The following is a 15,652-nucleotide window of genomic DNA, read 5'->3' as shown; positions in this document are numbered from 1 at the left end:
TCTTAAATCCAGATAAACAGATTAGTGGAGTGCAAAACCGATTGCCAGTAATAAGTTAAACAACAGACTGCCCATGGCGGTGCGCTTTAACTGTTTATCCAGCAGCGACGGATCGTCACTGTGTTTTACCACCCACGCCGAGCGCAGCAGCGGGATCCAGGCTGGCAGACAGAGCCATGGCCAGAGCGTGTGCGCACGAAAAACAATATAAATCATCGCCATTAACCCACCGCCAATCACCAGAAAATAGTGATAACGGCGTGCCCAGCGGTGCCCGATACGCACGACAAAGGTTCGCTTGCCAGTGGCCAGATCGGTGTTGATGTCACGGATATTGTTAACATTCAGCACGGCGGTTGCCAGAAATCCGCAGCCGGCAGCCGGTAACACCAGCCAGGGGTCAAACTGCTGGGTAAACAGATAGTAAGTTCCCAACACTCCCAGCAGGCCAAAAAACAGAAACACCGACAGATCGCCGAGCCCCCGGTAGCCATAAGGTCGCCGCCCGACGGTATAAGTAACCGCAGCCACCAGCGCCAGACCACCAAATCCGATAAACGTCAGAATCGCCGGCCAGTTGCCAGAAAATGCCGTCCAGAGCAGACTCAGCCCCAGCATGATCGTCACTCCGGCCACCAGCGACATGGCTCGCTGCATCTGTTGGCGCGTGATCAGGCCGCTCACCACCGTGCGTTGCGGTCCGACCCGATCGTCATTGTCGGCCCCGGAAACGGCATCGCCATAATCATTGGCCAGATTCGATAAAATCTGCAATCCGATAGCCGTGAGCAGACAGAGTACAAAGACACTCCCGCGGAAACTGTGCACACCCGCCGCCAATCCACTTCCCAGCAATACCGCCGCACAAGCCAGCGGCAAGGTTCGCAGACGCGCGGCCTGCAACCAGATTTTCCAACGTGGTTTATTCATCAGACCACTCATTTCCTTCCGTTCTACGGCGACTAAATATCACAACTGACATCGATGGGTTTACCCTTAGTGCGCTCAGCCCTATACTGATGCGATTCTTCGGGCGGACACCACTCCTGTAAAGGGCGTACTATACCGGATGCCAACGCCTTTTGGCAGTTTCCCGCCCCCATCGCGATAGATGGCATCCTGACGAATGCGATTATCCCATGCTGGCTCAAACTCATTTACTGGAACAACTGAACGCACTGGCAGCAACCGAACCACAGGGTTTTGTTCGCCTGCGAACGGCAATGGACGTCACCTCCCTGATTGGCTGGTTAAAAGCACAGCCGGTGTATCCGCGTATCTACTGGCATGCTCGTGAACGCGACCGTGAATTTGCCGCATTGGGTACCGTCAGAGAACTGACCGATCCGGCCCAGCTTGATACCCTGACCGGACAACCACGTCCTTCCGCGGGCAGTTATCCGCGCTATTACGGCGGGTTGGCGTTCGACTATCAACAGCCGGTTTCTGGGGAATGGCAGGCGTTTGGCCCCTGTCGTTTTGTGCTGCCACGTATTGAGTTGATTCGTCAGGGAAATCAGACCGAGCTTGTCTGTAATTTCTGGTTTGAAAACAATAATCAGAACGCGGAGATTGCCGCCGCCCGCGCCGCCTTGATGCAGTTACAACCGGAAAAGACACTGCAAAAATATCTGCCGACCCAAATCACACGTCAGGACACGCCGGACAAATCGCGCTGGATGCAGTGGCTATCCCAGGTGTTGCAACCTGAATCACTCAATGCGATCCCTAAAATCGTGTTATCCCGTCGCTCTTCACTCAGCTTTGATGAACCCTTGGAACCCTGGTCACTGCTCGCCAACTGGCAGAGTGCGGCTCCGGCCTGTTTCCATATCGGTTTCCAGTTTTCCGAAGAGAGCTGTTTTATTGCCAGCTCCCCGGAGCGGCTCTATCGTCGGCAAGGGCGTCACTTATGGAGTGAAGCGCTGGCGGGAAGTACCCCACGTACCGGTGATGCCGAGCAGGATGCCGAACTGGCCGCACTGTTGTTGCAAGACGGCAAAAACCGGCTGGAAAACCGCTTTGTCCATACCGATATCCTGACCCGGCTGGACGGTCTGGCTGAAACAGCCGTGGTGTCTGATGCGCGGATCCTGCCATTGAAGCATATTCAGCATATCAAACGGGAAATTGAAGCCACATTGCGCCCGCAGACCTCTGACTGGCAATTGCTGAAAAACATTCATCCGACCCCGGCGGTCGGTGGTTCGCCACGCCGCAAAGCGCAGGCCAAGATCCGCGAACTGGAACAACATCAACGCGGCTGGTACGCCGGTGCCTGTGGTTTTATCAGTGAAGACGTATCTGAATTTACGGTCGCCATCCGTAGTGGCCTGTGGCATGACCAGCAACTGCACCTGTATACCGGTGTCGGCATCCTGACCGGTTCCGACGCCGATGCCGAATGGCAGGAACTCGATACCAAACTCAACAGTATGTTGGGTGTCTGGCATGAATGAGCCATGGTCATCGCTGGGTAGCCTGAATGCCTTATGGAGCAGCCTGCTGATTGAAGAGCTGGTCCGACTGGGCGTCCGGGATATCTGCATCGCACCCGGTTCCCGCTCGACCCCGCTGACACTGGCCGCAGCAGCCCATCCGGCTGTCAAAACGCATCTGCATTTTGATGAACGCGGGCTCGGCTTTCTGGCTTTAGGGCTGGCGCAAGGCAGTCAGCGTGCGGTGGCGGTGATCGTTACCTCCGGCAGCGCCGTCGCCAATCTGTTACCTGCGATCGTGGAAGCCCGGCAATCCGCAATCCCGCTTTGGATCTTAACGGCAGACCGCCCGGCAGAGCTGATCGATTGTGGTGCCAATCAGGCCATAGAACAGACCCAGATTTTTGCCCATTATCCGGTGTATCAACGCGCACTGCCCGCGCCCGACCATGACATTGACCCCGCCTGGTTGCTGGCTACCCTTGATCAGGCAGCCTTTCAGCAGCAACAGACACCGGGCCCGGTGCATCTGAACTGTCCGTTTCGTGAGCCGCTATACCCGGTCGCCGGGCAACAACTGCCCGACTCCGCCTTTCGCGGCTTAACCGCGTGGCTGGCCCGCAAGGAGCCCTGGACTCACTATCAGGCGGCACAGACACAGTGTCAGCCTCATCCTGACTGGCCTGCGATCCGTCAGGGCCGCGGGCTTATCATTGCAGGGCGGATACAACGGCAGCAGGATGCCGATGCCATCCTGGCACTGGCAGCACAAACTGGCTGGCCATTGTTAGCCGATATTCAATCGCAACTGCGTTTTCATCCGCAGACCATCGCCTACGCCGATCTGGCGCTGCATCATCCGGCTTATCAGCACCTGTTGGCACAGGCCGATACCTTGCTGCTGTTTGGTGGACGCCTGATTTCCAAACGCCTGCAACAGTTTATCAATGCACATGACTGGCAACACTGCTGGCAGATCGCCCCGGATGCTGAACGGCTGGACAATGGCTTGGCGGTACACCAACGCTTCGTGGTATCGCCTGCATTATGGTGTCAGGCACACGATGGCGAGCCACAACCCGCCTGGCATGCATTGCAGGAGTGGGATCAGATGCTCGGCAAGCTGATCACGCAGGCGTTACCCGCCTGGGGCGAGATAACCCTGTGCCATCAACTGAATACACAACTGCTCGGCCAATTATTTATTGGTAACAGTATGCCAGTCCGTCTGCTGGATATGCTCGGTAGCTGCGGCGTTCGCCCCTCACAGATCTACACCAACCGGGGCGCCTCCGGCATTGATGGTCTGATCGCCACAGCCGCCGGTGTCGCCAAAGCCACGCCCGAGCAACCGACCACTCTGTTGCTGGGCGATACCTCGGCGTTATTTGATCTGAACAGTCTGGCCTTATTGCGGGAGCTGACATCGCCCTTTGTCGCGATCATCATTAATAATGACGGCGGTAATATTTTTCACATGCTGCCGGTGCCGGAACACAACCAGATCCGTGAGCACTTCTATCAGCTACCCCACGGACTGGACTTTCGCGCCAGTGCCGAACAATTTAAGCTGGCTTATGCCGCAGCCTACAATGCAGAGAGCTTCCGTCGGGCTTATGCCGCTGCCCTCACGCGGTCTGGTGCCACCCTGCTGGAATGCCATGTAGCAACCGGGGCCGCGGCGGAATGGCTTAAGTCGTTTGCCGGACAGGTGCGGAGCCTGCCGGCGTGACTCGCCCGACGCTGGTGTTACTGCATGGCTTTCTCGGGGCCGCCGATGACTGGTCAACCCTGCGGGAACAATTGCCAAAAGTGCAGTGTATTGCGCTGGATCTACCCGGTCACGGTCAGGCGACAGCACAATGCCTGCGCCAGATGGCCGATTTCCCCGGCTGGTTAACCCAGCAATTAGCCCGGCGGCAGACCCGGCAATATCACCTGTTAGGCTATTCGCTCGGTGGCCGCCTGGCCTTGCAGTTTGCCGCCAGCCATCCGGTGGGATTACAAAGCCTGATTCTGGAAAATGCCCATCCTGGTCTCAGTACGGTCGCAGATCGTCAACTCAGAATACAGAGCGATGCCCGCTGGGCCCGTCGCTTTCACCGGGAAGCCTTGACTCAGGTTTTAGCTGACTGGTATCAACAACCGGTGTTTCAGGATCTGTCCCCGACCGAACGGGAACAGCTCATCACCGCCCGCAGTCAGAACTCCAATCGCGCCTTAGCTAAAATGCTGTGCTGTTGTTCACTGGCAAGGCAAGCCGACTATCAGGGCTGGATCAAAACAAGCACGCTGCCAATACTGTATCTTTGCGGCGAACAGGATCGGAAATTCCGGCAGATTGGAACACAACTGGCCGCCGCCTGCCCGCAAGTACAGTTAACCTGTCTTGCTGGTGGTCACAACCTGCATCGTGTTACCCCGAATTCAATGGCTGCTGTCATCCGTCAGTGGCTGAACGCCTTTCCCTTTTGATGAGAGAATAATATGCAACATCATGATGACGACGTCCGCTGGTATGCGCCGATTGCGTGGCAGGATTGCAGCGCCGACTATCAGGACATTCGTTACCACAAGTCAGCCGACGGCATAGCTAAAATCACCATTAATCGTCCGCAAGTCCGGAATGCATTCCGCCCATTGACGGTCATGGAAATGATGAAAGCCCTGCAGGATGCCCGCTTTGATGCCAACATCGGCGTGATCATTCTGACCGGTGAAGGTGAACTGGCATTCTGCTCCGGTGGCGATCAGAAAGTGCGTGGTGATTACGGCGGATATAAAGATGATGAAGGGACACACCACCTGAATGTGCTCGATTTCCAGCGCCAGATCCGTACCTGCCCGAAACCGGTCGTCGCCATGGTCGCCGGTTATGCCATTGGTGGCGGTCATGTCTTGCATATGCTGTGTGATCTGACCATTGCCGCAGACAATGCCCGTTTCGGCCAGACAGGCCCGAAAGTCGGCTCCTTCGACGGTGGCTGGGGCGCCTCTTACATGGCGCGTCTGGTCGGCCAGAAAAAAGCCCGTGAAATCTGGTTCCTCTGCCGTCAATATGATGCGCAACAAGCGTTGGAGATGGGCCTAGTCAACACGGTGGTTCCTCTGGCTGAACTGGAAAAAGAAACAGTGCGCTGGTGCCGGGAAATCCTGCAACACAGCCCGATGGCACTGCGCTGTCTGAAGGCGGCACTGAATGCCGATTGTGATGGCCAGGCCGGACTGCAGGAGTTGGCTGGAAATGCCACCATGCTGTTCTATATGACCGAGGAAGGTCAGGAAGGCCGTAATGCTTTTAACGAAAAACGTGCGCCTGACTTCAACAAATTCCCGCGAAATCCATAACATATATTAACCAGACCGATGCAGTGCAGCACACTGCATCGGGATCTGATATAAGATGATAGAGCGAGCTTGATTTTCCCACGGATAAGGACAGCCCATCATGGATATCACTCTGTACCGTTATCAACTGCCATTGACGCAACCCCTCACGTTTCATAACCAGACCATCGAACAGCGCGAAGGGTTACTACTGCATTGGGGCAGCAGTTGGAGCGAAATAGCGCCTTTACCCGGTTTTTCTCGCGAAACATTGGCTGAAGCAGAACAGGAGATCATTGATTTTCTGACTGCGTTCAAACAAGGCAAAACGATCCCGGTCAACTGTCCTTCCGTACAATTTGGTTTAGATTGCGCCCGCCGTAGTTGGCCGGTATTAAAGCACACCCCACTCCCGCCCTATCTGCTGTTACAAGGCTCTCCCGACGATATTATCTGGAGCTGGAAAGAGTGGTTGTATGACTACCCGAACCGGGTGAAGCTGAAAGTGGCGCGTTATCCGATGCGCGACGAATTAGCAATGATCCGTGAACTGATCCGCCTCGCACCCAAAACCAAGCTGATCCTGGATGCCAACCAGCAGTGGACGCGGGAAGAAGCCTGGGCCTTTATGAACCATCTTGATCCTGCTCATATCGAATATATTGAAGATCCCTGCCCCTCTTATGCCGATATCCGGGCAGTCGCGTCGCATACCGGGATCGGGGTAGCTCTGGACGAAATTCTCAGTCTGGAAACTAACTGGGATTTCTTTCCACAACTCAAGGGATTGATATTAAAACCCACCCTGATTGGCTCACTGGCCAAATGTCATGTTCTGGTCGTCAAAGCGAAAGCCAATGGCGTCAGGGTGGTCATTTCATCCAGCCATGAATCACAACTGGGGAACCGCCTGCTGGCGCTGCTGGCCGCCGAATGGTCACCGGAACAAGCGCCGGGGCTGGATACGTTACGTTATTTCAACGACACCGTGCTGGATGAAAAACAGCAAATCGACATCAAAAAACTACAGGTAGTATGGCAGAGTTAACTTGCCCGATCCGGCAACACGCACAACAACAACCGACACAACCGGCATTATGGTATGCCGGAACCCTGATCACCTATCACCAGCTCGATGCCAGGCTCAATGCGCTGCAACAACAACTCACAGCCGCCAGCATCAAATCCGGCGAGCACCTGTTTCTCTGCACGCCGAACAGTATCGAGTTGGTGCTGTTGCTCTGGGCTTGCTGGCGCAATCAGATCGTCTGTTGTCCGGTCAATCCACGTTTAGCCGAGGCACAGCAACGCCTGTTACAACAACGGGCCAATGCGCTGCATCGATGGCCTTCACCGTCATTAGATTTTGATTTTTCCAAAGAATCTGCGCCGTTCTCACCGGCATTGTTAGATAATCACTCAGTCAGCAATCTGATTTACACTTCCGGCAGCAGCGGGGCGCCCAAGATAGTGGCCCACCGTCTGTGCCATCATTTCGCCAACGCACAAGGCAGCATCGTACCGATCACCGCCCATGATGGCTGGTTATTGTCTCTGCCGCTGTTTCACGTAGGTGGTTTAGCCATTCTGTTCCGTTGCTTCCTCGCCGGGGCCTGTGTCGTGATGCCTGAGGCAGATACTCCTTTGGCCGAGCTGCTGCAAACAGCGCCGATTACTCATCTCTCTTTGGTTCCGACGCAACTTTACCGATTACTGCAACAGCCTGAATTTCACTTTGCAAAAACCCGGGTAAAACATCTGTTATTGGGCGGCGCCCCATTGCCAGACAGCCTGATCGCACAGTGCCGGGAGCAGCAATTAACACCGTGGGTCAGCTATGGTCTGTCGGAGATGGCATCACAGGTTTGCACCTGTCAGGCCGGTCAGACCGGCGTAGTCGGGAAAGCCTTACCCGGTCGGGAAGTCATCCTAAAAAATGACGAGATCTGTGTCCGCGGACAGACCTTATTCGCCGGTTATTATCAGCCAGATCATTCACTCCTACTGCCGCTGGACAGTGAAGGCTGGTTTCATACGGGGGATGCCGGAACCTGGCAGGGCGATGATCTCCTCATTAATGGCCGGATCGACAACCAGTTCATCAGTGGTGGAGAAAATATTCAGCCGGAACAGATCGAGCAGCAATTATTGCAACATCCTGCGGTGGCGCAGGCCATCGTGGTTCCTGTTGCCGATGAAGAATGGGGTATGCGTTGCATCTGTTTTGTCGATTGGCATCATGCGGCGATCCCGGTAGCTGAATTAAGTCACTGGTTACGTCAGTTCTTACCCGCCTATATGCTGCCTAAACAATGGCTGGCATGGCCCGAATTACCGGCCGGGCAACTCAAGATTCAACGTTCGGAATTTAAACGGCTTGCACAGGAATCCATCGCTATCAAACAAAAGTAAATTATGCTTATATCAGCAGGCTGATACTTAAACCGCAGAGGTTGATGTGCGTATTATCAAAATAATGACTCTGGCATGTGGTGTAATCGCCTTTCCTATTTTTATATCAAATAGTTATGCTGATACTAACGACACCGACTTGCTCCGTAAACAACACGAGCATCGGGTAAATAATGACAACCAGGCCACTCATGGCGGCCCTGACAGACGAGCCGATAATGAAGCTCATCCGGTCAACACACAACCCCATCAGGCAACGCCATCAAATCATCCGACACCCAATAACAACGTTCGCATCGAAAAACCGGCCCAGACCTCAACTCCCGTCAATAACATGCCTTCTCACAATCCGGCATCGACGACTATTATCCAAGTCGGTAATCCGACGCCCAACACCATAGCACCGAGCGCTCATGTCGCACCGAATAATACCTCTCAGACCGACAAACACATTCCCAACACTGCCCAGCCCTCAGAAAATATGGCGGCGCCTCATCGTTCTTTTCCGACAGAAAACCATACGCAAGGAATTATTGAGCCCTCCGGCAATACCCGCCCTCACAATGTCATGCCGACCGAAAATACGCATTTCGAAACCCTTGATGACCGAGACCACCGCGCCCTATTTGACCATCGCGGTTCTTATGATCGAGATCGGAATTATGTTGATAGATATCATGAGCATCCGCGTTATTACCGGGAAATGCCTTTCGGATACAAAACCATTATTGCCGCCGGCATTACCTATTTTGTGCTCGATAATTTATGGTATGTCATGCACGATGACCTGTATGAACAAGTACCGGCTCCCAGCAATGTGACCATCATTGAGAACCCGCCGGAAATACCCGGGAACGTGACGATCATTGATATCAACGGGATCCGTTATTATTTTAAAGACGGTCGATACTATCGCAGAGACATCAGCGGCCTCTATCTGGAAGTCACACCTCCACTCCAATAGCCACTGTAGACTGAGTAAAAACAAAAAATCCCGTCACTGATGGACGGGATTATTGAGTGGGGTTGGCCTGTAAGCCGGGTTCTGTTCCGCTTGCGCGGTGGCAATCATTCCTCTAGGCCTGAAATCGCTCGCAGGCTCAAGCAACCTACCCGCTCCCGACGCGGGCCGCGCCAAGGGAGCCTATTTGGTCTTGCTCCGGGTGGAGTTTACCGTGCCACGAACTGTTACCAGTCGCGCGGTGCGCTCTTACCGCACCCTTTCACCCTTACCTGATCCCTTTACGGGCCATCGGCGGTCTGCTCTCTGTTGCACTGGTCGTAGGCTTGCGCCTCCCAGGCGTTACCTGGCACCCTGCCCTGTGGAGCCCGGACTTTCCTCCCTCCTGCTTGTCTACCCGAAGGTACAACAACAAAACGGCGATTGCCCGGCCAACCCCGCGCGCATTATAGGGGGGTTAGCCCTTCGCGGCAAACTATCTCTCAGAATTCTGTTTTTCCAAACCCCAGGCATACAGCGCATTCTTTTTCACACCATAAATTTCAGCCGTTAATGCTGCCGCTTTTTTCAGCGGCAAGTCGGCCATCAGCAGTGTCAAAGTACGCAAAACCTCGGCTGGCAACTCTTCACTGTTATCTGCTTTCCCAGCCAGCATCAGTACAAACTCACCACGGGTACGGTTATCGTCTTCCTGCAACCAAACCAGCATTTCCGAAAGCGGCAAGCTGTGCAGCGTTTCAAATGTCTTGGTCAATTCACGGGCAATGACAATCTGACGCTCGCCAAATACCTGAAGCATGGCCGTCAGCGTATCGATGACACGACGGGGCGATTCATAAAACACCATGGTACGCGTTTCATCTGCCAGCGCCTGTAGGCGATCTTCCTTGCCCTTTTCTTTTGCAGGCAGGAAGCCTTCGAACACAAAGCGATCGGTGGGCAAGCCAGCGGCACTCAATGCCGTGATCGCCGCACACGGACCAGGCAGTGGCACCACCTTAACTCCCGCATCACGACAGGCTTTTACTAGATGATATCCTGGGTCACTAATCAGTGGCGTTCCGGCATCGGAGATCAACGCAATGCTTTGGCCTTGCTGAATACGCTGGATCAGCAGCCCGGCCCGTTGCTGTTCATTATGATCATGCAGTGCCAGCATCGGCACTTTGACATCGAGGTGCTGTAACAGAACACCACTATGCCGGGTATCCTCCGCGGCGATGCAATCGACTGATTTTAATACCTCAATGGCTCTTAATGTGATATCAGACAGGTTACCAATGGGTGTCGGTACAATATACAGACAAGGTGATATAGTCATGAAAACTCCTGTCGAAAATTTGTGTCGTTCCGGTGTGACGATTACACTAGACACCAAACGTTGGTAGGTTGGAGATAAATCTTGAGCCGGATTAGCAAGTTGCGCACTGTACCACATTTCTGGTGGCTGTTTGCCATTGTCCTGTTGTTATCAGGCTGTGCCGCTGGAAATCACAGTGAAAGTAGTGCCGAAAATGCCCCCATATCCGCATTCGGTCCGTTAACAAAAAATAGCCAGTGGTATCTGTCACAGATCGACAGTGCCACCAGCCCGGAAGATCGCTTTGCTTTGCAAGTGCTGGCTGCTCGCCGTCTGATTCTGGATGGCGATCGTACGCAGGCCAATGCCATACAGCAACAACTAGCCAGAGAGGCTACCACGCCACGGCAGAAAGTTGCTGTACGCTTGTTGAACGCGTTGCAATTGGGCAAACAGGGGCAATCCAGTAAAGCCTTAAATCGCATTGCTGGCATCGACCTGCGGCCGTTAGATAATAATACAGTGCAATTTTACTATCGTTTGCAGTCAGAACTGTTACTAAGAACCGGCCAGAAAACAGCCGCCGCAAACAGTCTGATTTCTCTGGATCCTTATCTGAATGGCGAACAGGCCAGTAAAAATCAGCAACAAATCTGGTCGCTATTAAAAGAAAGCGATAGCAATACGCTGAAAAACTATGTCAATGCCGCGGAACGTATGAAACGCGAAAAAGCTGCGGGCTGGTTTGAGTTGGCTGCTATCAGCAAAGAAGCCAAGGGTCAGCAACCACTCTTCGCTGATTGGCAAAAACGTCATCCGAATCACCCTGCGACCGCGCTATTTACGCCTGCGGCAGAACCAGCACAACCCGCTATCGCTCAGAACAATCAAGGGATCACGACAACATCCGATATCCAGAAAGTTGCGGTCTTGCTGCCATTGTCAGGCAAGTTGGCACTCCCCGCCAATGCGCTGAAAACGGGGTTAGACCAGTCTAACCTGGCATCAGGAAATAAACTGACCTTCACCTATTACGATGAAAACAGCATGCCCATGCCGGAGTTGTTGAATAAAATTCAGCAAAACGGGGCTCAGTTGGTGATTGGTCCATTGCAAAAGAATAAAGTGGAACAGCTGTTTGCCAGCCACATCAGCATCCCGGTGCTGGCATTAAATCAGCTGGATTCCCAACCTGCCGCCGATAATCTCTATTATTTCTCCCTCTCGCCGGAGGATGAAGCCGCCCAGATAGCGCAGAAAATTCATGCTGATGGCATGAAACACCCGCTGCTGTTGCTGCCATCCAACTCATTAGGCGAACGGACCGCGACGGGTTTTAACAATTACTGGAAATCGCTGGATATCGGCGATGCCACGGTTGCCAAATTCCGTAGTCGAGATGAACTGCAAACGGTTTTACGGCAGAAACTGGGCGGCACTGCTGCATCAGCGCACGCTGGTGAAGTGCAATCATTGGCCACCGATCCCGCCAATGATCCTAACCGAATCGATGCTATTTTTATGCTCGCATCCCCTTTTGAAGCCTCAAGCATCAAATCCAGCATTGATATCATGTTGGGTGCTTCACCTGTGCGCCCCGCCTATTACTTAGGTTCAAAAAGTAACAGTAGCGGTCTGCGAGCCGATGTTGCACTAGCACTCAATGGTATGCAATTGGGCGATATGCCTTGGATGCTGAACAAAATGCCGGATGAATTAGCCAAAGCCAATACGGTATTACCTCAGGCTTCCGGCGATCAATTGCGTCTTTATGCCATGGGGTACGATGCAGGCACCTTGATACCGCAGTTAAGTGAATTGCGCCAGAATCCGGAAAAGACCATCAATGGACTGACCGGCATCCTGCATATCACAACTGATGGCGTAATCATGCACGACCTTCTGTGGACTCGCTATGCCAGCGGACAGCTGACCACGAATGAACCAGAACCAGCCACAACGCCCCCAGCCGCTCAACCGGCGCAATAAAGGTCAATATTACGAACAACAGGCCCGCAGTTTTCTAGAACAACAGGGCCTGTTGTTTGTCTGTGCCAACTATCACTGTCGTCAGGGTGAATTAGACCTCATCATGCGGGAACAACAAACGCTGGTGTTTGTCGAAGTTCGCTATCGGGCGTCATCTGATTACGGCGGCGCATTATCTTCCGTTACCCCGGCGAAACAACGAAAAATACGGCATACTGCGCGTTATTATTTGCTCAGCCAAAAAATCAATGAAGCACATCAGGCTTGCCGTTTTGACATAGTATCGTACGATAATGACCAGTGTAGCTGGTTAAAAAACGCATTTTAGGAGAAAGGTTTGGATCGGATCAGAGAAAATTTTACCGAAAGTATTCAGACAAAAATTGCTGCGGCTGAAATACTTTCAGAAAGTATTCAAACAGCAGCCCAGATGCTGGCTATCTGTCTACTCAACGGTAATAAGATCCTCACCTGTGGTAATGGCGCCTCTGGCGCACTTGCCCAGTTATTTGTGTCTCATTTGATGAGTCGTTTTGAAACAGCACGACCTTCTCTGCCTGCGATCGCACTCACCTGTGACGGCAATCTGATGAGCTCCCTAAGCCATTATGGCAAATTTGAAGATGTCTATGCCCACCAGATCCGAGCGCTCGGACTGCAAGGTGACATCCTGTTGCTGATCACAACCGAAGAAGATAACCGCGAACTGATCCATGCAGCAGAAGCCGCCTTGTCACGCGACATGACTATGGTGATTTTAAATACCGGTCATGGAGGCGAACTTGCGGGCTTACTTGGGCCAAGTGATGTCGAAATTCGTTGTCCTTCTGCGCGATTCTCGCGCATTCTGGAAATCCATTTGCTCGTGCTGAACTGCCTGAGCGACCTGATAGATCAAACTCTGTTCCCCCAATAACCATTGAGGAATTATTATGTTGCGTAAACTGCTTCCGATCTCGCTGGCCAGTTTATTACTACTACAAGGTTGCGTTGGTGTTTTACTAGCTGGAGGCGCAACAACCGGTGTTGTCGCTGCAAAGGATCGCCGCACACTTACGGCACAGGTCGATGATGAAAAAATCGAATTAAATATTCGGCATGATCTGACGAACCGCCCTGACATATCCCGTATCAGCCATATTTCTGTTAGCAGCAACAACGGTATCGTATTGCTGGTAGGGCAAACCCCGCATCAGAAATACAGCGAAGAAGTAAAAGCCATGGCAGAAAAACAAGATGGTGTTCGCAAGGTTTATAATGAAATAAAAATAGCAGACCCTATCGGGTATGATTTGCGCACCAATGACAGCTGGATCACGTCTAAAGTCCGTACCATGCTGATCGCGGAGAAAAACTTTGATAGCAGCCATATCAAGGTTATTACCGAAGACAGTCAGGTTTATCTGATGGGTATGGTTACGCATGATGAAGGGGAACTGGCGGTAGAAATCGCACGGAATGTATCCGGTGTGTCGAAAGTGATCCGTGTCTTTGAATACGTACAAAAATAAGAAACAAAAAAGGGAATCATCAGATTCCCTTTTTCATGTTATTTGATAACGCGCAATGTAGGTCTGCCCTCAGGACGCGGTGGCTGTGGATCGTCATCATCCACAGCAGATTTGTCTTCTGATGAAGCAGCAACTTTCTCTTCCTGCCAAGCCGCATAAGCTGGCTCTGGCGGGAAAAAGGTACCCGCACCATTCTCACGGGAATGAATTGCCAATACAGCAGCCATCGGAATATAAACCTGTTGTGGCACACCACCAAAACGGGCGTTAAAGCTGACCGCCTCGTTATCCATGGTAAACGCCACGACCGCCTGTGGAGCAATATTCAGAACAATCTGCCCATCCCGCGCATATTGCTGGGGAACTTGCACCATCCTGGCATTGGCATCCACCAGCAAATGCGGTGTCATGTCGTTATCCAACAGCCATTCATAGAATGCCCGTAGCAGATAGGGGCGCGTAGGCGTCATGTTCGGTACCATTAGATTATTCCGTTGCGCATTTCACGTTCGACATCAGTCAAGGAAGCCTGGAATGAATCACGTTCAAATAAACGCGTCATATAAGCCTTCAGCTCCTTCGCACCTTTGCCGGTGAATTCAATACCCATGATTGGCAAGCGCCACATCAGGGGGGCCATGTAGCAATCCACCTGACTGAACTCTTCGTTCATGAAGAAAGGATATTCCTGGAACAGTGGCGCCATCGATTGCAGGCTTTCACGCAATTGTTTGCGGGCAGCATCGGCATCCGGAGCATTGTTCAGGATCTTGTCTGCTAATGTGTACCAGTCCAGTTCCACACGGTGCATCATCAGGCGACAGTTACCACGCGCCACCGGATAGACCGGCATGAGAGGCGGATGTGGGAAACGCTCGTCCAGATATTCCATGATGATACGTGATGTGTAGAGTACCAGATCACGATCAACCAGAGTGGGCACAGAGTTGTACGGATTCAACTCCAGCAATTCTTCCGGCAGATTGTTTACATCCACCATGCAGATATCAAAGGTCACGCCTTTCTCGGCCAGGACAATACGCACCTGGTGACTAAACATGTCATTGCCGGAGAACAGGGTCATGACGGAGCGCTTGTTGGCAGCGAAAGCCATTGTTCCCTCCATTCAGAACAAGAAAAATAGGATGGCAACAGCCATCATCAATCCGGGGTGTATTACGTGGGTAACACAAGCAGGCCGGGTAGTATATCAAATTTTCAGCAGTTTGAGGATAGAACTATGTGAGTTGTTCGCCTTGATCTTTGCTTCTGATAAACTATTTATTAACCCAACCCTTCAGGAGCATTCATGCCGGAAGCAACTGAGAACAATGAAGTCCGTCTTGATAAATGGCTCTGGGCTGCTCGCTTTTATAAAACCCGTGCGTTAGCCCGTAGCATGATTGAAGGCGGCAAGGTTCACTATAACGGTCAGCGAACCAAACCCGGCAAGCAAGTTGAGGTGGGAGCAGTGATTCGGATCCGTCAGGGATATGACGATAAAGAGATCCGGGTGCTTGGATTAAGTGTGCAACGCCTCTCTGCCCCGCAAGCGCAATCGCTGTATGTGGAAAGTGAAGAAAGTATTGCCAAACGGGAGCGGAATGCGGAAGCCTATCGCCTCAATACGTTATTTGCACCGCATCCTGACAGCAAACCGGATAAAAAACAGCGACGTGACCTGGTACGTTTTAAACAAGGTGAATGATGCTCC

General features: G+C 52.5%; 16 protein-coding genes and 1 other RNA gene. 12 read left to right on the top strand and 5 right to left on the bottom strand.

From position 1 onward, the window contains the following. Positions 1–21 precede the first annotated feature (21 nt). Entirely contained in the window at positions 22–930 is a 909-nt protein-coding gene (locus H027_RS0110535; protein WP_237657942.1) for a 1,4-dihydroxy-2-naphthoate polyprenyltransferase, read from the bottom strand. A gap of 209 nt (positions 931–1,139) precedes the next feature. Here H027_RS0110535 and H027_RS0110530 point away from each other — a divergent pair, with 209 nt between their 5' ends. From H027_RS0110530 to H027_RS0110495, 7 genes are all read left to right on the top strand, one after another. Further along, positions 1,140–2,459: an isochorismate synthase gene (locus H027_RS0110530; protein WP_024872419.1), complete on the top strand. Its 1,320-nt coding sequence runs from the start codon at positions 1,140–1,142 to the stop codon at positions 2,457–2,459. Continuing rightward, positions 2,452–4,170: a 2-succinyl-5-enolpyruvyl-6-hydroxy-3-cyclohexene-1-carboxylic-acid synthase gene (gene menD, locus H027_RS0110525; RefSeq protein WP_024872418.1), complete on the top strand. Its 1,719-nt coding sequence runs from the start codon at positions 2,452–2,454 to the stop codon at positions 4,168–4,170. The genes H027_RS0110530 and menD overlap by 8 nt, the downstream gene beginning before the upstream one ends. After that, positions 4,167–4,913 (top strand): 2-succinyl-6-hydroxy-2,4-cyclohexadiene-1-carboxylate synthase, encoded by a 747-nt coding sequence (gene menH / locus H027_RS0110520; RefSeq protein WP_024872417.1) that lies wholly within the window; start codon positions 4,167–4,169, stop codon positions 4,911–4,913. The genes menD and menH overlap by 4 nt, the downstream gene beginning before the upstream one ends. Positions 4,914–4,925: 12 nt before the next feature. Beyond that, positions 4,926–5,786, top strand: a complete 861-nt coding sequence (gene menB / locus H027_RS0110515; RefSeq protein ID WP_024872416.1) for a 1,4-dihydroxy-2-naphthoyl-CoA synthase — start codon at positions 4,926–4,928, stop codon at positions 5,784–5,786. Between the two features lie 100 nt (positions 5,787–5,886). Next, positions 5,887–6,813, top strand: coding sequence for an o-succinylbenzoate synthase (menC, locus tag H027_RS0110505; RefSeq protein ID WP_024872415.1), 927 nt, complete (start codon positions 5,887–5,889; stop codon positions 6,811–6,813). Then, the gene (menE, locus tag H027_RS0110500; protein ID WP_024872414.1) at positions 6,801–8,177 is read left to right on the top strand and encodes an o-succinylbenzoate--CoA ligase; all 1,377 of its coding nucleotides are present in this window, start codon (positions 6,801–6,803) and stop codon (positions 8,175–8,177) included. Before menC ends, menE begins: the two co-directional genes overlap by 13 nt. Before the next feature lie 46 nt (positions 8,178–8,223). Continuing rightward, entirely contained in the window at positions 8,224–9,141 is a 918-nt protein-coding gene (locus H027_RS0110495; protein WP_152536715.1) for a DUF6515 family protein, read from the top strand. A 54-nt stretch (positions 9,142–9,195) separates the two neighbouring features. Here the strand turns inward: H027_RS0110495 and rnpB are convergent. Both rnpB and rsmI read right to left on the bottom strand, forming a co-directional pair. Continuing rightward, an RNA gene (gene rnpB, locus H027_RS18530) (RNase P RNA component class A) lies at positions 9,196–9,577 on the bottom strand. A gap of 36 nt (positions 9,578–9,613) precedes the next feature. After that, entirely contained in the window at positions 9,614–10,459 is an 846-nt protein-coding gene (gene rsmI, locus H027_RS0110490; protein WP_024872412.1) for a 16S rRNA (cytidine(1402)-2'-O)-methyltransferase, read from the bottom strand. An 81-nt stretch (positions 10,460–10,540) separates the two neighbouring features. Between rsmI and H027_RS0110485 the strand changes: the two genes are divergently transcribed. From H027_RS0110485 to dolP, 4 genes are read left to right on the top strand one after another with little or no spacing between them, the layout of a single operon-like run. Next, positions 10,541–12,427, top strand: coding sequence for a penicillin-binding protein activator (locus tag H027_RS0110485; RefSeq protein ID WP_161632455.1), 1,887 nt, complete (start codon positions 10,541–10,543; stop codon positions 12,425–12,427). After that, positions 12,378–12,755, top strand: a complete 378-nt coding sequence (locus H027_RS0110480) for a YraN family protein (RefSeq protein ID WP_024872410.1) — start codon at positions 12,378–12,380, stop codon at positions 12,753–12,755. Before H027_RS0110485 ends, H027_RS0110480 begins: the two co-directional genes overlap by 50 nt. 9 nt (positions 12,756–12,764) lie before the next feature. After that, entirely contained in the window at positions 12,765–13,343 is a 579-nt protein-coding gene (locus H027_RS0110475; RefSeq protein WP_024872409.1) for an SIS domain-containing protein, read from the top strand. Positions 13,344–13,359: 16 nt separating this feature from the next. Then, complete coding sequence (dolP, locus tag H027_RS0110470) at positions 13,360–13,938, top strand: division/outer membrane stress-associated lipid-binding lipoprotein (protein WP_024872408.1); 579 nt, start codon at positions 13,360–13,362, stop codon at positions 13,936–13,938. Between the two features lie 38 nt (positions 13,939–13,976). Here the strand turns inward: dolP and H027_RS0110465 are convergent, their stop codons facing one another. Both H027_RS0110465 and sspA read right to left on the bottom strand, forming a co-directional pair. Further along, entirely contained in the window at positions 13,977–14,408 is a 432-nt protein-coding gene (locus H027_RS0110465; RefSeq protein WP_024872407.1) for a ClpXP protease specificity-enhancing factor, read from the bottom strand. An 11-nt stretch (positions 14,409–14,419) separates the two neighbouring features. Beyond that, a complete protein-coding gene (gene sspA / locus H027_RS0110460; RefSeq protein ID WP_024872406.1) occupies positions 14,420–15,052 on the bottom strand; it encodes a stringent starvation protein SspA in 633 nt (210 codons plus the stop codon). 195 nt (positions 15,053–15,247) lie between these two features. Between sspA and hslR the strand changes: the two genes are divergently transcribed. Beyond that, positions 15,248–15,646: a ribosome-associated heat shock protein Hsp15 gene (gene hslR, locus H027_RS0110455; RefSeq protein ID WP_024872405.1), complete on the top strand. Its 399-nt coding sequence runs from the start codon at positions 15,248–15,250 to the stop codon at positions 15,644–15,646. Positions 15,647–15,652 lie beyond the last annotated feature (6 nt).

Origin of the sequence: Tolumonas lignilytica (genome assembly GCF_000527035.1) — a bacterium.
Taxonomy (GTDB): Bacteria; Pseudomonadota; Gammaproteobacteria; order Enterobacterales; family Aeromonadaceae; genus Tolumonas; species Tolumonas lignilytica.
This window is presented reverse-complemented; position numbering and strand designations above follow the sequence as displayed.